This is a genomic window from Pseudarthrobacter sp. L1SW (assembly GCF_020809045.1).
Classification (GTDB): domain Bacteria; phylum Actinomycetota; class Actinomycetes; order Actinomycetales; family Micrococcaceae; genus Arthrobacter.
This window is the reverse complement of record NZ_CP078079.1, coordinates 3,938,117-3,959,308: the sequence shown is the minus strand read 5'-3', so window position 1 is coordinate 3,959,308 and position 21,192 is coordinate 3,938,117. Positions and strand designations below refer to the sequence as shown.

The 21,192-nt window shown below is 66.7% G+C and carries 18 protein-coding genes and 2 pseudogenes; 13 read left to right on the top strand and 7 right to left on the bottom strand.

Going from position 1 to position 21,192, the window contains the following annotated elements; translation table 11 throughout:
* Window positions 1-56 precede the first annotated feature (56 nt).
* The 4 genes from KTR40_RS18320 to KTR40_RS18305 all read left to right on the top strand — a co-directional run bounded on the left by KTR40_RS18320 (window position 57) and on the right by KTR40_RS18305 (window position 5,235).
* Window positions 57-2,090 carry a PTS mannitol transporter subunit IICBA gene (locus tag KTR40_RS18320; RefSeq protein WP_228404675.1) on the top strand — a complete coding sequence of 678 codons (2,034 nt, stop codon included), beginning with the start codon at window positions 57-59 and terminating at the stop codon, window positions 2,088-2,090.
* On the top strand, window positions 2,090-3,253 hold the full coding sequence (locus KTR40_RS18315; protein WP_228404673.1) for a mannitol-1-phosphate 5-dehydrogenase: 1,164 nt from the start codon (window positions 2,090-2,092) through the stop codon (window positions 3,251-3,253). The genes KTR40_RS18320 and KTR40_RS18315 overlap by 1 nt, the downstream gene beginning before the upstream one ends.
* A 60-nt stretch (window positions 3,254-3,313) precedes the next feature.
* On the top strand, window positions 3,314-4,522 hold the full coding sequence (locus tag KTR40_RS18310) for an IS30 family transposase (RefSeq protein ID WP_370633145.1): 1,209 nt from the start codon (window positions 3,314-3,316) through the stop codon (window positions 4,520-4,522).
* Window positions 4,523-4,713: 191 nt separating this feature from the next.
* Window positions 4,714-5,235 carry a GNAT family N-acetyltransferase gene (locus tag KTR40_RS18305; protein WP_228404671.1) on the top strand — a complete coding sequence of 174 codons (522 nt, stop codon included), beginning with the start codon at window positions 4,714-4,716 and terminating at the stop codon, window positions 5,233-5,235.
* 7 nt (window positions 5,236-5,242) lie between these two features.
* On the opposite strand, the gene KTR40_RS18300 is transcribed toward KTR40_RS18305, so the two are convergent.
* From KTR40_RS18300 to rraA, 3 genes are all read right to left on the bottom strand, one after another.
* Window positions 5,243-6,682 (bottom strand): sugar porter family MFS transporter, encoded by a 1,440-nt coding sequence (locus tag KTR40_RS18300; RefSeq protein WP_228404669.1) that lies wholly within the window; start codon window positions 6,680-6,682, stop codon window positions 5,243-5,245.
* 208 nt (window positions 6,683-6,890) lie between these two features.
* Entirely contained in the window at window positions 6,891-8,543 is a 1,653-nt protein-coding gene (locus tag KTR40_RS18295; RefSeq protein WP_228404667.1) for an MDR family MFS transporter, read from the bottom strand.
* A 111-nt stretch (window positions 8,544-8,654) separates the two neighbouring features.
* Window positions 8,655-9,152 carry a ribonuclease E activity regulator RraA gene (rraA, locus tag KTR40_RS18290; protein ID WP_228404666.1) on the bottom strand — a complete coding sequence of 166 codons (498 nt, stop codon included), beginning with the start codon at window positions 9,150-9,152 and terminating at the stop codon, window positions 8,655-8,657.
* Window positions 9,153-9,263: 111 nt separating this feature from the next.
* On the opposite strand from rraA, the gene KTR40_RS18285 reads away from it, so the two are divergent.
* The 6 genes from KTR40_RS18285 to KTR40_RS18260 all read left to right on the top strand — a co-directional run bounded on the left by KTR40_RS18285 (window position 9,264) and on the right by KTR40_RS18260 (window position 14,842).
* Window positions 9,264-10,550 carry an MFS transporter gene (locus tag KTR40_RS18285; protein WP_228404664.1) on the top strand — a complete coding sequence of 429 codons (1,287 nt, stop codon included), beginning with the start codon at window positions 9,264-9,266 and terminating at the stop codon, window positions 10,548-10,550.
* Window positions 10,551-10,688: 138 nt separating this feature from the next.
* Window positions 10,689-11,297, top strand: coding sequence for a TetR/AcrR family transcriptional regulator (locus tag KTR40_RS18280; RefSeq protein ID WP_228404662.1), 609 nt, complete (start codon window positions 10,689-10,691; stop codon window positions 11,295-11,297).
* 289 nt (window positions 11,298-11,586) lie between these two features.
* Window positions 11,587-12,786 carry an NADP-dependent malic enzyme gene (locus KTR40_RS18275; protein ID WP_228404660.1) on the top strand — a complete coding sequence of 400 codons (1,200 nt, stop codon included), beginning with the start codon at window positions 11,587-11,589 and terminating at the stop codon, window positions 12,784-12,786.
* A 114-nt stretch (window positions 12,787-12,900) separates the two neighbouring features.
* Entirely contained in the window at window positions 12,901-13,404 is a 504-nt protein-coding gene (locus tag KTR40_RS18270) for a DUF456 domain-containing protein (RefSeq protein WP_139030915.1), read from the top strand.
* 39 nt (window positions 13,405-13,443) lie between these two features.
* Window positions 13,444-13,818 carry a nuclear transport factor 2 family protein gene (locus KTR40_RS18265; RefSeq protein ID WP_228404658.1) on the top strand — a complete coding sequence of 125 codons (375 nt, stop codon included), beginning with the start codon at window positions 13,444-13,446 and terminating at the stop codon, window positions 13,816-13,818.
* 46 nt (window positions 13,819-13,864) lie between these two features.
* On the top strand, window positions 13,865-14,842 hold the full coding sequence (locus KTR40_RS18260) for a hypothetical protein (protein ID WP_228404656.1): 978 nt from the start codon (window positions 13,865-13,867) through the stop codon (window positions 14,840-14,842).
* 6 nt (window positions 14,843-14,848) lie between these two features.
* Here KTR40_RS18260 and KTR40_RS18255 read toward each other — a convergent pair whose 3' ends face one another.
* On the bottom strand, window positions 14,849-15,499 hold the full coding sequence (locus KTR40_RS18255; protein WP_228404655.1) for a LysE family translocator: 651 nt from the start codon (window positions 15,497-15,499) through the stop codon (window positions 14,849-14,851).
* Between the two features lie 105 nt (window positions 15,500-15,604).
* On the opposite strand from KTR40_RS18255, the gene KTR40_RS18250 reads away from it, so the two are divergent.
* Window positions 15,605-16,060 carry an Lrp/AsnC family transcriptional regulator gene (locus tag KTR40_RS18250; protein WP_139030911.1) on the top strand — a complete coding sequence of 152 codons (456 nt, stop codon included), beginning with the start codon at window positions 15,605-15,607 and terminating at the stop codon, window positions 16,058-16,060.
* Window positions 16,061-16,063: 3 nt separating this feature from the next.
* Here KTR40_RS18250 and KTR40_RS18245 read toward each other — a convergent pair whose 3' ends face one another.
* On the bottom strand, window positions 16,064-16,531 hold the full coding sequence (locus tag KTR40_RS18245) for an Lrp/AsnC family transcriptional regulator (protein WP_139030910.1): 468 nt from the start codon (window positions 16,529-16,531) through the stop codon (window positions 16,064-16,066).
* 331 nt (window positions 16,532-16,862) lie between these two features.
* On the opposite strand from KTR40_RS18245, the gene gluQRS reads away from it, so the two are divergent.
* Window positions 16,863-17,744: a tRNA glutamyl-Q(34) synthetase GluQRS gene (gene gluQRS / locus KTR40_RS18240; RefSeq protein ID WP_228404653.1), complete on the top strand. Its 882-nt coding sequence runs from the start codon at window positions 16,863-16,865 to the stop codon at window positions 17,742-17,744.
* A gap of 9 nt (window positions 17,745-17,753) precedes the next feature.
* On the top strand, window positions 17,754-18,350 hold the full coding sequence (locus tag KTR40_RS18235) for an HD domain-containing protein (protein WP_228404651.1): 597 nt from the start codon (window positions 17,754-17,756) through the stop codon (window positions 18,348-18,350).
* On the opposite strand, the pseudogene KTR40_RS18230 reads toward KTR40_RS18235, so the two are convergent.
* Together KTR40_RS18230 and KTR40_RS18225 are read right to left on the bottom strand one after the other, a co-directional pair.
* A pseudogene (locus tag KTR40_RS18230) lies at window positions 18,347-19,858 on the bottom strand (carboxylesterase/lipase family protein). The gene KTR40_RS18235 and the pseudogene KTR40_RS18230 overlap by 4 nt on opposite strands.
* Window positions 19,859-19,942: 84 nt before the next feature.
* Window positions 19,943-21,192 (bottom strand): annotated as a pseudogene (locus KTR40_RS18225) (low temperature requirement protein A).

The following is a 21,192-nucleotide window of genomic DNA, read 5'->3' as shown; positions in this document are numbered from 1 at the left end:
CGTCGTAAGTAACAGACCATCCTGCGAAGCAGCAGGAATGACGGTTAGGAAATCACATGGCAACAGAGACAGTTGCAAAACCCCGCACCAGCGCGCGCGTGCACGTCCAAAAGTTCGGGACCTTCCTGTCCGGAATGATCATGCCCAACATCGGCGCGTTTATTGCCTGGGGCCTCATCACCGCACTCTTCATTGAGAAGGGCTGGCTGCCCGTGCCCCAGCTGGGCGGTTTTGGCGAGACAGGTGGAAAGCCGAACACCGGCCTCGTCGGGCCGATGATCACCTACCTGCTGCCCCTCCTGATCGCCTACACCGGCGGCCGGATGGTCTACGACGTCCGCGGCGGCGTGGTGGGCGCCATCGGCACCATGGGCGTGATTGTGGGCGCCGGCATTCCCATGTTCATCGGCGCCATGATCATGGGCCCGCTGGGCGGCTGGACCATGAAGAAGATCGACTCGATTTGGGACGGCAAGATCCGTCCCGGCTTTGAGATGCTGGTCAACAACTTTTCCGCCGGCATTTGGGGTGCCCTGTTGGCCATGCTGGGCTTCTACGGCATCGCCCCGGTAGTTACGGCCTTCAGTGAGGGCGCCGGCAGGGTGGTCCAGTTCCTGGTGGACAACGGCCTGCTGCCGCTGACCAGCATCTTCATCGAGCCTGCCAAGGTGCTGTTCCTCAACAACGCCATCAACCACGGCGTGCTCACCCCGCTGGGCGTCCAGCAGTCGCTGGAGCAGGGCAAGTCCATCCTGTTCCTGCTTGAGGCCAACCCCGGCCCCGGCCTGGGCATCCTGCTCGCCTACATGTTCTTTGGCCGTGGTGCCGCCAAGGCGTCTGCCCCCGGTGCCGCCATCATCCACTTCCTGGGCGGCATCCACGAGATCTACTTCCCGTACGTCCTGATGCGTCCGCTGCTGATCCTTGCAGCCATCGCCGGCGGCATGACGGGCATCGCCACCCTTGCCATCACGGGTTCGGGCCTGGTGGCACCGGCAGCCCCCGGTTCCATTTTTGCCGTGCTTGCCCAGACGTCCCGCGACAGCTACCTCGGCGTGATTCTTGCGGTCCTGCTGGCCACCGCGGCCTCCTTCGTGGTGGCTTCCATCATCATGAAGACCACCAAGCACAGCGATGAAGTGGACCTCAACGACGCCACCTCGAAGATGGAGCAGATGAAGGGCAAGAAGAGCTCGGTGGCCTCCACCCTCACCGGTGCCGGTGCTGCTGCCGGCACGGGCGGTGTGGCCGTCCTTGCCGGGCCGGTGCGCAACATCGTGTTCGCGTGCGACGCCGGCATGGGCTCCAGTGCCATGGGCGCCTCGGTGCTGCGGAACAAGATCAAGGCGGCCGGGTTCCCGGACGTCAAGGTCACCAACGCGGCCATCGCCAACCTTCGCGACGACTACGACGTGGTGATCACCCACCAGGACCTGACCGAACGCGCAAAGCCGGCCACGTCCAGTGCCGTCCACTACTCCGTTGACAACTTCATGAGCAGCCCGCGCTACGACGAGATCGTGGAACTGGTCCGGGAGAGCAATACTGAGGGCGGCCAGGCAGGCGGCGCCCAAGCAGCCGAAGCTCCGATGGATGCGGCCCCGGCGGCCGCCCCCGCGGCCGCCGCAACTGGCGGTGCGGCAGCCGGCGCAGGCACGCATGAGATCCTTGCCCGCGAGAGCGTGGTGCTGGACGGATCGGCAACCACGCGTGACGCCGCCATCGACGAAGCCGGCCGGCTCCTGCTGGACCGCGGCGCCGTGGACGAGGGCTACATCGCGGCCATGCACGAGCGGGAGCAGTCCGTCTCCACGTACATGGGCAGCTTCCTGGCCATCCCGCACGGCACCAACGCAGCGAAGGACCATATCCGGAAGTCTGCGGTTTCCGTGATCCGCTACCCGGAGGGCATCGACTGGAACGGCAAGCAGGTCAAGTTCGTCGTCGGCGTCGCAGGCGTGAACAACGAACACCTGCACATCCTGTCCTCCATCGCGAAGGTCTTCACCAACAAGGAGCAGGTTGCCCGGCTTGAGGCTGCCACCTCCGTGGACGAAGTCCTGGAGCTCTTCGGAAAGGTCAACGCATAGTGAAGGCTGTACATTTCGGGGCTGGAAACATCGGCCGCGGCTTTGTTGGGCTGCTCCTGCACGACGCCGGCTATGAAGTGGTGTTCGCGGACGTTGCGGAGGAGCTCATCAACCAGCTCGCCGCAGCGGACAGCTACGCGGTGCACGAGGTGGGGGAGAACCCTGCGGTGCGCACGGTCAACAACTTCCGGGCGCTGAACTCCACCACGCAGGAAGCGGAGCTCATCGCGGAAATCGCGACGGCGGACATCGTCACCACGGCGGTGGGACCGCACATCCTGAAGTTCGTGGCGCCGGTGATCGCGAAGGGCATCGTTGCGAGGGAGCCCGTCCGGGCGCCCCTGCAGGTGATGGCGTGCGAAAACGCGATCAATGCCACGGACATTCTGGCCAAGGAGGTGGCCTCGCAGCCGGGGGCCGCCGCCGGGGCGCTGGACCGGAAAGTTGTGTTCGCCAACACCGCCGTGGACCGGATCGTGCCCAACCAGGAGCCCGGGCAGGGCCTGGACGTCACGGTGGAGACCTTCTACGAATGGGTCATCGACCGCACCGCATTCGGTGATTCCGCCCCGGTGATTCCGGGGGCCACCTTCGTGGATGACCTGTCACCGTACATCGAGCGGAAGCTCTTCACCGTCAATACCGGGCATGCCTCGGCCGCCTACTTCGGGTTCGAGGCAGGCCTGGAGAAGATCTCCGACGCCATGGCGGACCAGGACGTGGCCGAGGATGTCCGGGCGGTGCTGGAGGAAACCAAGCAGCTCCTGGTGAGCAAGCACGGCTTCAACAATGACGAGCAGGAAGCCTACGTCCAGAAAATCCTGGTCCGGTTCTCCAACCCGTATCTGCCGGACACGGTCCACCGCGTGGGCCGTGCCCCATTGCGGAAGCTGGGCAGGCACGAGCGGTTCATCGGCCCCGCCGCGGAACTCGCGGAGCGGGGCGTTGTGCCGGAGGCGCTCCTGGGCGCCATCGCGGCGGCGCTGCGCTTCAACGATCCCGCCGACGCCGAAGCGACGGAACTGGCCGGAATCCTGGCGTCCTCCAGCCCGGCGGACGCCACCGCGCGCATCACCGGCCTGGAACCGGACCATCCGCTGTTCAACGCCGTCTCCACCTTGGTGGAGGAGCGGCAGGGCGAGGTGGCGCGCACCCCCGCCTGAGGCCGGGAGGGACCCTCTCTCACTTGATGCGGCTTTTTCCGCGGCAGGTTCAAGGGGTCGTTGCAACACCTGAGTGATTGGGGTGTTGTTGTGGGTTTTGGTCGGCCTGAGCTGTTGCAGTCGGTGGTGCGGGTTTTCTGGGAGGCGCGGTCTTCTGGGGCATCTGATGAGGTGGCGGCGGCGGTGGCCGGTATGTCCCTGTCTGCGGCCAGGTTGATCGTCCGTCAGCATGGTGGGGTGGATCCTGCGAAGAAGCCCCCGTGCGGGCGGTTCCTGTCCTTCGATGAGCGCGAGTTGATCGCTGTGTGGCGGGCGGCCGGGTGCGGCGTGCGGGAGATCGGCCGGCGTTTGGGCCGGAACCCGTCCACTGTCAGCAGGGAGCTGGGCAGGAACATCCGGAACGGGGGCAACCGTCCGTACCTGGCGTCCTCGGCGCAGAACCGTGCGCAGAAGCTGGCGCGCAGGCCTAAGGCACGGAAGCTGGCTTTCAACGAGGCCCTGGCGCTTTACGTCGCCGGAATGCTGACGGCGCGGGAACGGTTGTCCCCGGAGCAGATCAGCGCCCGGTTACGGATTGATTTCCCCGATGATGAAAGCATGCGCATCAGCCCGGAGACTATCTATCAGTGCATCTACATCCAGGGCCGCGGCGGGCTGAGAGCCGAGCTCGCCGCTGCTCTGCGCACCGGCCGGGCCGTGCGGCAGCCAAACCGGCGCGCGGGCATGCGAAGGCCCCGGGTCCCGAAAGAGTTGCTGATCAGTGAACGCCCCGCGGAAGCCGATGACCGGGCAGTGCCCGGGCACTGGGAGGGCGATCTGATCATCGGTACCCCTGGCGCCGGGGCGATCGGAACCCTCGTGGAACGCAGCAGCCGTTTCGTGATGCTCCTGCACCTGCCTAACGGACATACCGGCGAGCAGGTGCTGGCCGCCATCGAGGCAACCCTTCCGACCCTGCCGGCCCAGCTGCGCCGGTCCCTGACCTGGGACCAAGGCGCTGAGATGGTCGGCATTCACGAACGCGTCAGGATTGCCACCGGCGCCGAGGTCTACTTCTGCGATCCTCACTCACCCTGGCAACGCGGCACGAACGAGAACACCAACGGACTCCTGCGACAGTACTTCCCCAAAGGCATGGACCTCACCACCGTCACCCGCGCAGACCTCGACTACGCTGCCGCAGGACTCAACGGACGCCTACGCAAAACCCTCGGCTGGAAAACACCCGCACAAGCCCTCCAGCAAATACTGGAAGAATCAGCAGCATAGGACGTGTTGCAACGACCACTTGAATCCGCCCGCAACCCTCCTGCAGATCATGCGGCATTTGACGCAACCCTCCTGCAATCACGACGCCGGCACTCATTAGAGTGCCGGCGTCGTCCTTTTGTTGCGCCCCAGCGGGAGAAGGGCAGAACCCTACCGCGAGGACAAGGGACGGTTCGTGGAATGCTGTTGGGGTGAGTAATAACGCGGACACCCTGCCCTCCCTCCTGGCTGTCGACGTCGACGGCGGGACCTTCCGCCTCCGCCACGCCACGGCCGCTGACCTGCCGGCCATCGTGCAGCTGCTTGCCGATGACTCCATGGGCGCAGGACGGGAACGCACCGAAGACATGGGACCTTACGAGCGCGCCTTCGAAGCGATCGACGCCGACCCCTCCCACCTGCTCATCGTGGGAGAACCGATATCGGCCGGGGGAGCAGCAGGTCCCGTTGTTGCCACGTTCCAGCTCAGCTTCCTCCCGGGCATTTCGCGCCAGGGCGCCTGGCGCTCGCAGATTGAGGGCGTCCGCGTGGCGGACAGCCTGCGCGGCCAGGGCATCGGCAAGGTGATGGTGCGCTGGGCCATTGATGAGTCGCGGCGCCGCGGCTGTGCGCTGATGCAGCTGACCACACATAAGACCCGCACGGCGGCGCACCGCTTTTATGGGCGCCTGGGCTTTGAGGCCTCCCACGAAGGTATGAAGCTCGCGCTGTAGTTGCGCCCTACGCCCTGGCGGAGCCCTTGGCCACGAACAGCGTCTCGGCCTGCTCCAGCGACATCCCGTTGGTCTCGGGCACCTTGAACATCACAAAGAAGAACGATGCCGCCGCGAACAGCGCGTACATGGCGTACGTCAGCGGCAGCGAACCGGCAGCCATCACCGGGAAGCTGAGCGTGATCACAAAGTTCGCCACCCACTGCGCGGCCGCGGCCAGGCCCAGGGCACGGGCGCGGATCCGGGACGGGAAGATCTCGCCGAGCAGGACCCACACAAGCGGACCCCAGGAGGCGCCGAAGCTCACCACAAAGACATTCGCAGCCACCAGGGCCGCCGGGCCCCAGGCGCCGGGCAGGGAGATCTCCGTACCGGAGCCCACGGCGGTGGAGAATGCCAGCGCCATGGCACCCAGGGAAACCGCCATGCCCACGGAGCCCGCCAGCAGGATGGGCCGGCGGCCAATGCGGTCCACCAGCGCGATGGCCACCAGGGTGACCAGGATGTTGGTGACGGCGGTGGCAACGGAGATGGTGAGCGAGTCCTTTTCCTGGAAGCCCACTGCTTTCCACAGGGTGGTGGAGTAGTAGAAAATCACGTTGATGCCCACGAACTGCTGCAAAACGGACAGGATGATGCCCACCCACACCACGGCCTGCAGGCCGAAGGCCTTGCCGCGCAGGGAGCCCTTCTGGCCCGCAAGCTTGTCCTCCTCGATGGCGTCCTGGATCTCTCGGATGTGCCGGTCGGTGTCCTCAGCCGGAGCAATCGAATCGAAGACCGCCCGGGCCTGGTCCTCCTTGCCCAGGAACACCAGGAAGCGCGGGGACTCCGGAAGGGTGAAGGCGATCCAGCCGTACACGACGGCGGGCAGGGCCGCGGCCAGGAACATCCAGCGCCAGGCCTCAATCCCCAGCCAGTACGGCTGGTCCGCGCCGCCGGCGCTGGTGGCCAGGAGCGCATCGGACAGCAGTGCGGCGAAGATGCCCGTGGTGATGGCCAGCTGCTGCAGCGAGGCCAGCCGGCCCCTGACGTGCCGCGGGGAGATCTCCGAGATGTAGGCGGGGGCGATCACCGAAGCCAGGCCGATTCCGAGCCCGCCCACCAGGCGCCAGAAGATCAGGTCCCACACGCCGAAGGCGAAGCCGGTGCCCAGGGCGCTGACCAGGAAGAGCAGCGCACCGAGTTTCATGGCGGGGATGCGGCCGTAGTGATCCGCCACCTTGCCGGCGAGGAAGGCGCCCGCAGCACACCCCAGCAGGGCGATGGCCACAGCGAAGCCGGTCACGGCCTCGGACAGTGCGAACTCGTCCTTCATGGCATCCACGGCGCCATTGACCACCGACGAATCGAAGCCGAACAGGAATCCGCCCACCGCCCCTGCGAGCGCCAGCCAGATCACCCGCTGCGGTATCCGGGCGGTTGTCTGCTCCTGTGCAGTGGGCATGGTTCTCCCTTGGTCTGGGTTTTGGTGGATGCGGTGCGGACGTCGTCGGCTGCCCGGCCCCTGGCCGGCGCACGCGCGTTACACAGTGTTCCATGCCACGGTGCGCCGTTCCAGTCGAGCCGTGGCGGCGGTCCCGCTTGTCCGCAAACAAAAGACGACGACGGCGGGTGCGCCGCCGTCGTCGTCCCCTGCTTGGTGCGGGTCAACCTTAGTGGACGGCCGCGTGCTCCTGTGGGGCGGCTTTCTGGTCCGTGAGCTTCTTGTTGGGCAGGGCGAAGCTGATGAGGAACGCGACGCCGGTGAGCACCGCCGCGGTGAGCATCACTGCGTCGATGGCGTAGGCGAAGCCCTCGGTGATGGGGCGGGTCAGCGTGCTGTTGGCGGTGTGAAGCCAGCTGGTGTCATTGAGCGACTCGTTGGACGCGCCGTTCTGGAAGAACTCGTACAGCTTGGCGTTGGCGGGGTCGGCTGCGACCGAGGGATCCCGCAGGACGGCCTGGTAGTCCGGGCTCTCCATCGCGGCCTTCATGCTGTCCGCGATCCGGCTCGCCGCCAGGCTGAACAGCATGGAGATGAACACCGCCGTGCCCACGGCGCCGCCCATGGAGCGGAAGAACGCGGCGGAGGAGGTGCCCACCCCCATGTCGCGGCGCGGCACGGACACCTGCATGGCCAGGGTGAGCGGCTGCATGCAGAAGCCCAGGCCCATCCCGAAGAACACCGCGATCACCCCCGGAACCCACAGGCCGGTGTCCACGCCCAGGCTGAGTCCCATGACCGTGGCGGCCGCGGTGAGGATTGCCGTGCCCAGGATGGGGAAGATCCGGTAGGTGCCTGAAGAGGAGATGGTGCGCCCCGCCGTGATGGACCCGGTGAGGATGCCCACGGTGAACGTGATCATCATCAGGCCGGCCTCGGTGGGGGTGAGGCCCTTCACCAGCTGCAGGTACATCGGCAGCATGGCGATGGCACCGAACATGCCGATGCCGATGATGAAGTTGAGCAGCGAGGACAATCCGAAAGTGGCGTTGCGGAAGAGCCGCAGGGGGATCAGCGCATAGTCCCCGGCGCGCTTCTCGGCCAGGAGGAACCAGGCAATGCCCACGGCGCCCAGGCCGTAGCAGAGGAAGGAGTTCAGGGACGAGCAGCCCCAGGTGCGGCCCTGTTCCGCCACCAGCAGCAGCGGCACGATGGCCAGGGTGATGGCCGCGGCGCCCCAGTAGTCGATCTTCTGCTTCATGTGCTTGGCGGGCAGGTGGAGGAAGAGGAAGACCACGGCCAGCGCGGCCAGGCCGATGGGCAGGTTGATGAAGAACACCCAGCGCCAGCCGTCGAACCCCAGGATGCTGGCCGAACCGGCGAACGCGCCGCCCACCACGGGGCCGAGCACGGAGGAGATGCCGAACACCGACATGAAGTAGCCCTGGTACTTGGCGCGGTCCTTGAGGGAGACAATGTCGCCGATGATGGTCAGTGCGAGGGCCAGCAGGCCGCCGGCGCCCAGGCCCTGGACGCCGCGGGCAATGGCGAGTTCGGTCATGGAGTGGACCGAGCCCGCGTACAGGGAGCCCGCCAGGAAGATGATGATGGCGGCCAGGTACAGCGGGCGGCGGCCGAAGATGTCGCTCAGCTTGCCGTACAGCGGGGTGCTGACCGTGGAGGTGATGAGGTAGGCGGTGGTGGCCCAAGCCTGGAGCGAGAGGCCGTCCAGGTCGTTGGCGATGGTGTAGATGGACGTGGACACGATGGTCTGGTCCAGCGATGCCAGGAACATGCCCAGCATCAGGCCCACCATCACGGTGACAATCTGGCGCTGCGTGAGGGTTTCTCCGGCGGCGCGCGCGGCGGGGGTTTTGGACATGGATGCTCCAGGGGAAGGAAGGGGACCAAGCATTGATAGTTGCTTTCAGTAACTATCCTACGCCGTGTCCTATTCCCCGGGGCCGGAAAAACCTCCTCCGCTCCGGGAGCGCTACCGTTCCACCAGGATGCCGTCCGGATCGCACCAGATCATGGCGCCGGTGCGGATGGTCACGTCGCCGATCTTCACGTCCACGTCAACTTCGCCGGCGCCGGCCTTGGCGCTCTTGCGCGGATTGCTGCCCAGGGCCTTCACCCCGAGGTCCAGGTGGGCGATCGCTTCCCGGTCCCGGATTGCCCCGTTGATGACGACGCCGGCCCAGCCGTTCGCCACGGCGCTTTCGGCGATCATGTCCCCCATCAGGGCCGTTCCCAGCGAGCCGCCGCCGTCCACCACCAGCACGCTGCCGTTGCCCGGCGTGGCCAAGGTGGATTTCACCAGCGCGTTGTCCTGGAAGCAGCGGATGGTCCGCGCCCGTCCGCTGAAGTGTGAACGGCCGCCCAGGGACTGGAACTGCAAAGATAACGATGCCAGTTCGTCGCCGCGTTCGTCGTAGAGGTCTGCGGTGTTGACGGCGGTGCCCTCCGCGGGCGTGGACGCTGCGCTCATGTGGTTCTCTCCTTGATCCGACCGGCCACCCCGCCGGCATGGCGTGGGAATGCGATACTGCCCACGATAGTCTGACTTCCACCATCGTCAGCTGCACCAGGGGAGCATGCCATGAGTCTGTCCGATACGCCTGCTCTGCCGGACCCGCATGCAGCCCAGCAAAGCACGACGGCGGCACTCGCCGAGCCCACCCGAAGGGTCACCGCGCGGTGGGTCACGGGGCTGGTGCTGGTGAATGTGGGCATCAACGCCGCGTTCTTCGGACCCATCAACGTCTTCATCGCCCAGCAGGCCATCGGCATCGACGAAGCCAACAAGGAAGCCATCGCCTCCCTCGTACTTGGGTGCGGGGCCGCCGTATCCCTGGTTGCCAATCCGCTCTTCGGTGCGCTGTCCGACCGGACGGTCTCGGGTTTCGGCCGGCGTTCCCCCTGGGTACTGGTGGGTGCCATCCTGGCCACGGCAGCGTTGCTGGCATTGTCCGGGGCCACGGCTGTTGCCCTGATGGTCCTGTTCTGGTGCCTGGTCCAATTGGGCGCAAACGCTGCCTATGCCGCCATCACCGCTGCCATTCCGGACCGCGTGCCGGTGCTGCAGCGCGGCGGCGTGGGGGGACTGGCGGCCCTGGGACAGACAGCGGGGATCCTCCTCGGCGCGGTCTTCGGGGCGGTGGTTTCCGGGAACTTCATGGTGGGATACACCATGTGTGCGGCCGCCCTGCTGGTATCCGTGCTGCCGTACCTGTTCCACCGGGATGACCCGCCACTGCCCAGGGAGCTCCGCCCTCCGTTCTCGTGGGGCAGTTTCCTCCGCGGCTTCTGGATCAGCCCGGCCCGCCACCCGGACTTCGCATGGGCGTGGCTCACCCGCTTCCTGGTCAACGTCTGCAACCAGTTGACCATTGTGTACCTGATCTTTTTCCTCGCGGATGTTATCAAGCATGAGAACCCAGCGCTGGGGGTCCTGACCCTGACCGGCATTTATGCGGTGTTGGTGATGATTACTGCGGTGATCGCGGGGCCCTGGAGCGACCGGGTGGGCAAGCGCAAGCCATTCGTGATCGCCTCTTCCGCCATGATCGCCATGGCAGGCCTCACCATGGCGTTCTTCCCTGTGTGGACGGGCGCCCTGGTTGGGGCCGGCATCCTGGGCATCGGCTACGGCGCCTACCAGGCCGTTGACTTCGCCCTGCTGACGCAGGTGCTTCCGGAGGCCGGAGACCGCGGCAAGGATATGGGGGTCATTAACGTGGCCGCCTCACTGCCGCAAGTGTTCGCCACGGGCCTTGCTTTCCTCGCGGTGACGCAATTCGGCGGGTACGGCACACTCTTCACCACAGCGGCCGTTATCGGCCTGCTCGGGGCTGTTTTTGTGGTGAAGATCAAGAGCGTCCGCTGACGTTCCGGAAGGCCGGGAAGTAAGGCGCCTGACTAATTACGCCACATTGGTGTGGCGTATAGTTGAACCGGATTGCAGGCGGTCCGGCATGGGGAGGACCGCCGCTGCGCACCATCGGAACACAACCCCGGAATGCTGATGCCCGAGATTCTTCCAGACCATCCGCCCATGGCCCCCAGGCCCTCCGCACCACGCCAGCGGTTCCGCTACGCCAAGATCCTCGAAGCTGCAGGAGGGTTTGCCCGCAAGGGCCTGGACTCGGTTGACCTTCCTGAAGTGGCGGCCAAGGCCGATGTCCCGCTGGGCACGCTGTACCGCTATTTTCCTTCCCCCACGCACCTGATGCTCGCGCTGTACCGCCACCAGCTGGAGGAGCTCCAGGGGCCGGCCGGGACCACTGCTGCCCGCTTCCGCGGCCGGGCGCTCTCCGGGCTGGTGATGGAGATCTTCCACATGCGCGTCATGCAGCCGGCAGTGGAACAGTGCCTCACCCGCGGGGTCTATGTCCCGGACAGGGACACCACCGGGCTCCTCCGGGAGATCGATGCCCTGGGGGAAAAAGCCCTGACCGCGGCGTGCGGTGATGCCACGGCAGCCCGCGTGCTGCTGCTGACCGTCACTGGTCTGGTCCAGTCCGTGCGGAACCGGCGGCTGTCCCTGTTCGAGGCCGAGGAAGACCTCAAAAAAGCCTGTGCCCGCCTGTCCGGAACCGGCCAGGCCGGCTACACACTCCACCAAAGCGCGTAACAGGTCTAGACCAATTCGCCATTAAATCAGGCATATAGGCGTGGCCTGCCTCACACAACGCCGTGCTAAAACGTTCTGGCACCGCTTCCGGCCCGTCAAATCGGTCTGGCCGTCCTTTCAGTCCGCCTACCATGGTTCAAACGGAGCGGCCGGGACCATCCCCCAAGCTCCCACGGGCCCGCCACCCCTGGGTTTCCTGCCGCACCATCGCCATCGCCATCGACTCGAGCCATTCCGGACTTGAGCCCCACGAGCCGTGCGCCCACGGCCAGCACCAGGAGACAACGACGTGTCCATTGACGCACTTGCAGCCACCGATAATTCCGCAGCCACCGCACTGAGCGAAGCCGAGATCTTCGATGCCCACCAGGGCGGCAAGCTCTCCATTGCCAGCACCGTTCCGCTGTCCAACAAGCGCGATCTGTCCATCGCCTACACACCGGGTGTGGCTGAGGTCAGCCGCGCCATCCACGCCAAGCCGGAACTGGCACGCACCCTCACCTGGGCCCAGCGCCTGGTGGTCGTGGTCAGTGACGGCACGGCCGTCCTGGGCCTGGGCAACATCGGTGCCAGTGCCTCCCTCCCTGTGATGGAGGGCAAGTCCGCCCTGTTCAAGACCTTCGGCGACCTGGACTCCATCCCGCTCGTGCTCAACACCACCGACGTGGATGAAATCGTGGAGACGCTCGTCCGCCTCCGCCCCAGTTTCGGCGCAGTCAATCTCGAGGACATCTCCGCACCCCGCTGCTTCGAGCTCGAGGAAAAGCTCATCGAGGCCCTGGACTGCCCGGTGATGCATGACGACCAGCACGGCACCGCCGTCGTGGCCCTCGCAGCCCTGACCAATGCCGCCAAGGTCACCGGCCGCGCCCTGGAAGGCATGCGCGTTGTGGTCTCCGGCGCAGGGGCGGCGGGCATCGCCGTCGCCGAAATCCTGCTCGCGGCCGGCATCAGCGACGTCGTCCTGCTGGATTCCCGGGGCGTCATCAACAGCAGCCGCGCGGATCTCGCCGCGGACACTGCCAGCAAGAAGGCGGACATCGCGGGCCGCAGCAACCCCCGCGGCGTGGCAGGCGGGCCGGCCGAGGCCCTGGACGGCGCGGACGTCTTCATCGGCGTCTCCTCCTCCAAGCTTGACGAGGAACACCTGAAGCTCATGAACCAGGACGCCATCGTCTTCGCGCTCTCCAACCCGGACCCCGAAGTCCTGCCGGAGGTGGCAGCCAAGTACGCCGCCGTCGTGGCCACCGGCCGCAGCGACTTCCCCAACCAGATCAACAACGTCCTGGCCTTCCCGGGCATCTTCCGCGGCGCCCTGGATGCCGGCGCCCGGCGCATCACCCCCGCCATGAAGCTGGCCGCGGCGTACGCCATCGCCGAGCTCGCGGCGGAGGACCTCTCGGCCGACTACATCGTGCCCAGCCCGCTGGACCCGCGCGTCGCCCCGGCCGTCACTGCCGCCGTCGCCGCTGCGGTGGAAGCGGAGTAGCAGCCCTTCCCTTAGCGGAACGGACGACTGACTGAATGCACGACGGCGGTGCCTCCCCTGCGCGGGAGGCGCCGCCGTCGGGGTTAATGGGGTGCCAACCATAGACTGGAGCCCATGACCTCCGAAACTGTGGTGACCATCCTGTGCGGCCTGGCAATCCTCGTCGGCGTGGCCGGGACAGTCATTCCGGTGCTTCCGGGCAGCATCCTGATCGGCGCCAGCCTGCTGGCGTGGGCAATCTGGGGCGGCGCGGGCACCGCGGGCTGGGTGGTGTTCGCGGTTGCCATGGTGTTCGTGGTGGCGGGCATGGCTGCCAGCGCGGTCCTGACCGGCAGGAAACTGAAGGAGCACGCCATCCCCAGCCGAAGCATCGTGGCCGCGCTGGTGGCCGGCGTTGCGGGAATGTTCATCATCCCCGTGGTGGGCCTCTTCGTGGGCTTCGCCGCCGGCCTCCTGCTGAGCGAATTCCTTCGCACCCGGAACGTGGGTTCCGCTGCGACCTCCAGCTGGGCGGCCCTCAAAGCGACCGGCCTGGGCATGCTCGCCGAGTTCGGCCTGGCCTGCCTTGCCGGCAGCACCTGGGTGATCGGCGTGTGGATCGCCGCCGCCAACGGGTGAGCGCTTGCAGCCCGGATCCACAGGGCGTAGAACGGCACCATGACTGAGCGAACGCCGGCACGGGAGCACGTGCAGGGCTGGATGGACAAGTACCGGGCCGCCTGGACCAGCAACAGGCCCGAGGAGATCAGGGCCCTCTTCACGGAAGACGCACGGTATGAAACTCGGCCGGGCGATCCGGATCCGTGGCTGGGCCAGGACGGCATTGTGGAGGGCTGGCTTGCCGCCCGGGACGAACCCGCCGACTGGACGTTCAGCTGGGAACTGCTGGGCGCCGACGGCGATACCGCTTTCGTGCAGGGCGTCACCACCTATTCGGGGGACAGGCCCACGTACGACAACCTTTGGGTCATCCGGTTCGACGGGGCCGGCCGCGCCGTTTCCTTCACCGAATGGTTCATGGAGCGGGCCTGATTACTGGCGGCAGCGGCGTGGTGCATCTCCCGGTTAGCATGGAAAGATGACCGCCGGGGATACTGCACCGATCTACTGGGACAGCCGGGACCTCACCCCCTTCGGACAGCCGCAGCTGCGCACGCCGGTCCATGATCTTGCCGGGGGAGTGGGGGAGATCCTCACCGGTGTGCTGGGCGGGCGCCATCCGGCCCTGCTGTCCGTGGACGGGGAGATCCCCAGGCTCAAGCGGATGCTGCCCAAGCCCGCCAAGGCAGTCCACGAGGCCATCTTCACCAGCCGCGAGCCCGAACGCCTCATTACCTTGGCGCGTTCCTATCCCGGTTGGGCCGGGCTCTGCTACCTGATGTCGGGCCTGCTCGCCTACAAACACGGCGGCTATCTGCGGGCCTCGGAACTGCTGCAGCGCGGGCTCACCACCAGGAACGACGACGACGCCAACCGCTACTCGTCCACCTACCTCACCCGGATTGTCACCCGCATCGAACTCGCCGAGCGCGTTGAGGTGCCGGTCCTCTTCAGCGAGGAGTCGGTGTTCCTGGCACTCGCCCATTCACTGCGCGAGACGGGCCGCGCCGAAGCCGCGCTGGACGCGCTCAGCGGACTGCCGCCGTCGCTTCCCATGGCCCTGGCGCGCTGCTCGCTGGCGCTGAGCCTGGGCCGCAGCCGTACGGTGATCGACTGGACCGAAGGCCTCCTGAACGCGGACGACCTCTCAGCTGCACTGCTGCTGGTCCGGGCCCGTGCCCTGCGCAGGGAGGGCCGGCTGGAGGCTGCCCACCAGGCGATCGCCGAGGTGCTGCGGCGGCGCAAGACCCACCTGGCGCTCCGCAATGACGCCCTGACGGACCGCGCATTGCTGGTGCTGGACTCCAGCAGGCGCTCGCTCAATCCGCGCGACTGGGGGCGGCGCCGCGGGGACCCGGTGCCGCAGAAGGAGATCGCCGCGCCCGTGCCCATCCGCAAGGACGAAGAGATGCGCCGGATCTGGGAACAGGACTGGAAAAAGCTCAGCGACGATTAGCCTGGCCTACCCGGCAGCGGCTGCGCCGGCGAACACGGGCAGCAGCTGTTCACCCAGCAGCACCATGCCCAGGGCCACCATGACCACCCCGCTGGCTAGCGTCACGGCGCGGGCTGCGCCGGGCCGGCTTTGCAGCAGGCTGCGGGAGAGGAGGGCGACGGCGGTGTACACGAGTCCCGCGAGCAGTACGAATGTCATACCCAGCAGGCCGGACTGCACCGGGACCGGCAGTGGCGCCTCTGCGCTCACGAACTGTGGGACGAGCGCCACATAGAACAGCAGGCCCTTGGGGTTGATGCCGCTGGTGCCCATCCCCTGGAGGAACGTGCGCAGCCGCGTGCGGCCGTCGGTGTCCGGCCGGGCCGTGAAGCTCGCTCCGCGCCATGTCCGCAGTGTGTTGATGCCCAGCCACATCAGGTAGCCTGCGCCGGCCAGCGTTATCCAGCCCAGGACCCCGGGTGCTCCCGCCAGGACGGCAGCCAACCCCGCCACCAGCAGGACCGTGTGGAGGACATATCCGCCGCAGAGCCCCGCCACCGCCGGCACAAAGCTGCGTTGCCGGAGGCCCGCCGCGATGGAGTACGCCCAGTCCACCCCCGGGGTGCAGGCGAGGGCGGCCGCCACCAGCACAAAGGCCAAAAACAGCTCCGGGTTCATTCGTTCTCCTGCCACGAGGTCCTACAGGAGAAACCCTAGATACTTCCGGCGCGGAAGTGCTGTCCTTTTTCGCCTGCCAAAGTCCTGAAACGGTAAGATTCTTGCGTGATCGACCATATTGACAGGAATATCTTGCGGCACCTCAAAGAGGACGGCAGGATGACGGCCACTGCGCTTGCCGCAAAGGTGGGCCTGACGGTGGCCCCGTGCCACCGGCGGCTCCGGGACCTTGAGAAGGCGGGGGTGATCAGGGGCTACAAAGCGGACATCGACCCCGCCGCCGTGGGGCTGGGGTTTGAGGCGATTGTCTTTGTCACGCTCCGCCAGGTGGACCAGGGCACCATGGCGATTTTCGAGAACCGCGTCGCGGACAACCCCAACATCGTGGAGGCCCAGCGCCTGTTCGGCTCCCCTGACTACCTGCTGAAGGTCATTGCAGAGGACCTGCCGGCATACCAGCGCTTCTACGACGCGGAGCTCACGTCCTTGCCGGGGGTGGAGCGCCTGACGTCCACGCTGGTGATGAAGAACCTGAAGTCGAATGCCGGGCCCCCGGTGTAGCTGCTACTCCTTTAGCAGCCCGGTGGTGCGGTAGGGGATGACCTCGCGCAGGAACATGCTGGTGGACGTGCGCACAATGCCGGGGCACAGCCGGATCTCCTCAGAGACCCGGTAGAGATCATCCGGGCTGGTAGCCACCACGCGGATCAGGAGGTCGGTGTCGCCGGCCGGCGCGTGGCATTCCAGGACTTCCGGAATTTTCCGCAGGGCTGCGATGGCCTCGTTGAGGTGGCTCTGGTCCAGTTCGGCGCTTACGGCGGCCGCCACACCGCGCCCGAGCGCTCCAGGAACCACCCTGCTGCTGTTGGGCCTCAGCGCCCCGGATGAGGACATCCGTTCGAGCCGGGACTGCACCGTGCCCCGGGCCAGGCCCAGCCGCTGGGCCAGCACCATGATGGGAACACGGGGATCATCGTCCAGGGCCCTCAGGATCCGCCTGTCCGTGGCGTCAAGTTGCTGCAATCTGACCATTTCCTGTTGATGGGAACCTCCAGAATTGAACAGCCTGATCAACCCGGACGCTGCTTGTTGTCCCAACTGTAGGGTGTCTGCTGAAATTGTGGCAATAAGGGCTGAGGCTACCGCTGATTCCCGCAGGCTACCGCTTCCCGGCACACCTCCCGGAGGGCGGAACATTGTTTCCCGCAAGGAGGCTGCCCTGATTGACTCTTGTTCACACCACGGTCACTCTGCCAACACGGCAAGAGCCCCTGAGCTACCGGCGTCGGATTCCCGAAGTCATCGGTAGCTGAGGGGCTCTTGTGTTGTCCCCTGCCACCACGCCGCCGCATAGTCTTGTGCCATGACCCCAGCCGGACGCTTTGCCCCCAGCCCTTCCGGCGAGCTGCATGTGGGGAACCTTCGGACCGCGCTCCTTGCCTGGCTGTTTGCCCGCTCCACCAGCCGCAGGTTCCTCCTCCGCGTGGAGGACCTGGACCGTGCGCGGGCGGGTGCAGAGGCGGTGCAGCTGCGGGACCTGGCGGCCGTCGGCGTGGCCTGGGACGGCGAGGTGGTGCGCCAGACGGGCCGCGGTCCCCTCTACGCCGCGGCCATCGCCAGGCTTCAGGATGCCGGCCTCACCTACGAGTGCTTCTGCACCCGCCGGGAGATCCAGGAGGCGCCGTCTGCGCCGCATGCGCCCCAGGGTGCGTACCCGGGCACGTGCCGGAACCTGGGCGCGGCTGAGCGCGAGTTCCGGCGCTCCACCCGCCCCGCTGCCATCCGCCTGCGCGCGGACGTCACGGAGTACCGCGTTCATGACGTGCTGCACGGGGAGTTCACCGGTGCGGTGGATGACTTCGTGCTGCGCCGCAACGATGGAGTGACCGCCTACAACCTTGCCGTGGTGGTTGACGATGCCGAGCAGGGCATTGACCAGGTGGTCCGTGGCGACGACCTCCTGCCCTCCACGCCCCGTCAGGCGTATCTGGCGTCCCTGCTGAGTATTCCTTCCCCGGAATATGCGCATGTGCCGCTGGTGGTGAACAGCGACGGCGTCCGGCTGGCAAAGCGCGACGGCGCCGTCACCCTCGCCGACCTTGCAGGGGTGGGCATGAATGCGGCCGCAGTGCGGGACCGGCTGCTGGATTCCCTTGGACTGCCAGCGGGGCCCCTGCACCGGGCGCTGGCCGTGTTTAACCCCGATGCCTTGCCCCGGGAGCCGTGGGTGTGGCCCGGCACGTAGGCTGGAGGCATGCCAGAACCCACGGAGAACCTACCGGCGAGCAGCTTCACACCCGAGACGGCCAGGGTGCTGGCCGAGGTGGCGCACAACCGCCAGAAGGACAAGCTGAAGCGGCCCTACAAGGACCATGTCCTGGCGGTGGGGGACGCCCTGGCTGACTTCGACGACGACATCCGCATCGCCGGCTATCTCCACGACATTGCCGAGGACACCCCAATGACCCGGCAGGCCCTGCTGGACATGGGCGTCCCGGAGCGTGCCGTGCGGATCATCGAACGGGTCACCAACCGCCTGCACCGCAACCCGGACGACTACCTGGCCGGGATCCGCGAGATCGCCGAGGACCACGACGCCGCTCTGGTCAAGATTGCGGACAACGCGCATAACTCCCTGCCCGAGCGCGTCCAGGCCCTGGCCGAGAAGTGGCCGGACAAGCCGCCGGTCACGAAATACCGCGACGCCCGCCCGGTGCTCTATGCCGCCGTCGAGGTTGACGAGGTCCGGAAGATCCTGGCCCGGGTGAATCCGTGGCTGCTGGCGGAACTGGACGACCAACTGGACGAGGAAGACACCACGGACTACGAAAACCTGTCCTACGACTCCTAGCGGACGTCCTTCCAGAGCTCCCGCTCCCAAGCCCTGGGGTCGTGAAGCAGCCGCGGTTCCGTGTCAAAGAACATGGTGGTCCGGGTTTCGGTATTGTAGCGGGGCCAGCCCGGATCTCCTGTGGCGGCGAAGGAAACCCAGGCAGCGTGCATGGCGTTGGCCAACTCCTGTGGGGGGTCAGTCCCCAGGAGTGGTCCGAACAGCCTGGAGTCCTTGTCCAGGGTGTCGAAAACGAACGGCACTTCGACGGCGTGGACGGCTCCCAGGCCCGGGGCCTGCCAGCCGAACTCGTACATGTAGGTCCCCGCCCCGGTGGCCAGCGCTGCGCTCGCGTGCGCGTCCGCCAGGCGGAGTGCGGGAACCCTCACCCACCAGTCGGTCTCCACGGCAGCAAGCAGTTCGCCGGGCGAGCGTTCCGGGTAGTGGGACCGGTACTGGCGAAGCGCCACTTCCGGGGGAAGCCCGTAGGCGGACATGGGTGGGAAACCGTCCACGCTCCGGGACTCAGCCAGGTCCTGCCCGGTCACTTTCCCGAGGACGCCGGTGATGGCAAGGAACAGCTTCCAGTCGTCGGTATTGGTGCCTGCCATGACGTCCACTCCGGCGCTGGCGCCGGCCGCGATCCGTTCGATGGGCCGTTGCGGCACCACGTCACCGTCGATTGTGGGCTGCCACAGCATCAGGCCAGCCACGGCATCCTGTCCCCAGCGTTCGGGGTCCGGCCGGGCAATGAGATCGGCCTTCAACTCAGCCTGGGCCGCGAGGAGCCGCTGGGTGGGCACGGCAGCGATGGCATCGCGGGTTGGCGGAACCCCGAGTTTCCCGGCGAGGAGCCGGCCGATCTTCTGGGCTGTCCCGGTGGGGATGGCATGGTGGGCGGCTCCGCTTTGCAGGATGGCCCGGCGGAACAATCCTTCGGCGCGGGGCATCGAGAGGAGGACGCCAATGCTCATGGCACCCGCGGACTGGCCAAAGACGGTGACATTCCCGGGATCACCGCCGAAGGCATGGATGTTGTCGCGAACCCACTCCAGGGCGGCCACCTGGTCGAGCAGCCCGACGTTGGCGGAGCCGTCACCCAAGTCCAGGAAGCCGTCGGCACCCACCCGCCAGTTGATCACCACGCAGACCACGCCGTCCCTTGCGAAGTTTGCACCGTTGTAGGCCGCCGTCGAGCCGATTTCAAACGCGCCGCCCTGGATCTAGACCATGACCGGCAGGCCTGCGGTGCCGGGGCCGGGCGTCCAGACATTGAGGTTCAGGCAGTCCTCGCCACCCAGCGCGGTGTCCCACTCGCTGCCCGCACTTTCCGGGGGAGCCAGCTGGAAAGGGGCTGCGCCGTACTGGGTGGCGTCCCGGATGCCGCTCCAGGGCTGCACCGGCTGGGGCGGACGGAACCTGTTTCCACCCGATGTCGTCGCGGCGTACGGAACGCCGAGGAAACGGTGCACCCCGTCGGATACGGTTCCGCGCAGCTGGCCTTGGTTGGTTGTGATGACGGTGTCCATTGCTACCTCCACGCCTGGGGTTGTCCGCGCACGCTCCCACCTTGGCAACCATGGGCGGCCGGGTGCAGGGCCGAAAGTCACCGCTTAGGGAGCAGGCTCCGCTTCCAGCCTTTCCAGGGCGTGGTGCAGCCGTTCGGAACCGCGGCGCTCATCAATAACGATCGACGCGCCCAGCGCCAGCACAATGACCAGCAGGCATACGGGAACCGAGACTCCGGCCGCAGCCAGGCCAACGGCAGCGGCGGTCGCGGCCAGTACCCCCGCGGCGACGGTGATGACAGTGCGGTCGGGACCCACCATGATGCTGTACAGCCAGGTCACTGAGCCCTTGAACAGGGCCACCGGAACGGCGATGCTGGCCACTGCCACTGCGGCGCTGATATGCGCTTCGTGGTCAATGTAGTAGGCGGCGACGTGCAGGCCGGCACCCGTTGCCGCGATCGCGGCAAAGATGGGCATGTGGCCGTAACCGAAGAGGAAGGACCTGTGCCGGCGCAGGTGGAGGGCCCGGCCTGCCGGGAGCATGAAGTAGATCCACCACATGGCAAAGGCCAGCGCAGTTCCGCCGAATCCCACCAGTGCCGCGTCGACGCTCCAGCCGTGGTTGCCCACGATGGCCCGCAGCGTTTCGATGGCACCGATGAGGCATTCACCCAAGGCGATGATGGCCAGCAGCCCGTAGCGCTCGGCAATGTGGTGCGCGTGCCAGGGGGTCCTGGCCCTGCGCTCTGCCGCATAGGGCGTGGCCATCTCCAGCGCAATCAAGGGCACGATCATAAGGAACGTGACGAAGACGTCGGATTCGATAAAAAGAACCGCTATCCACCCGAGCTGCACCAGCGCAAGGTATTTTGCGTAGCGCAGGCAGGTGTGGCGCCGGGCCGGATCCTGCCGCGCGGCCCGCAGCCACTGAGTGACCAGTGCCAGCCGCATGATCACATAGCCGCCAACCATCACGGCGTTGTCCACGTGGTCCCCGTCCACCAGCGAGTGGAACATGGGCTCGATCCCCATGGCGAGGATCAGAACCCCCACGATCTGGATCATCGTGACCACGCGGAAGATCCAGTCATCGGTGTCGTAGGCGCTGGCGAACCATGTGAAGTTGATCCACGCCCAGATCACGGCGAACATCGCGAATAAGAACCCCAGCAGGCCGGGGACAAAGTGGGCTGCCGCGATTTCGTGGGCGAACTGGCTGCCCGCCACGCCGAACGCGATCACAAACGTCGCAGGTCGAAAAAGAGCTCAAGCGGGGTGGCGGCGCGGTGTTTCTCATGCGGGTCCCGGCCGCCCATGCGCGCCATGGCATGCCGGAGGGGGTTGGAGGACAT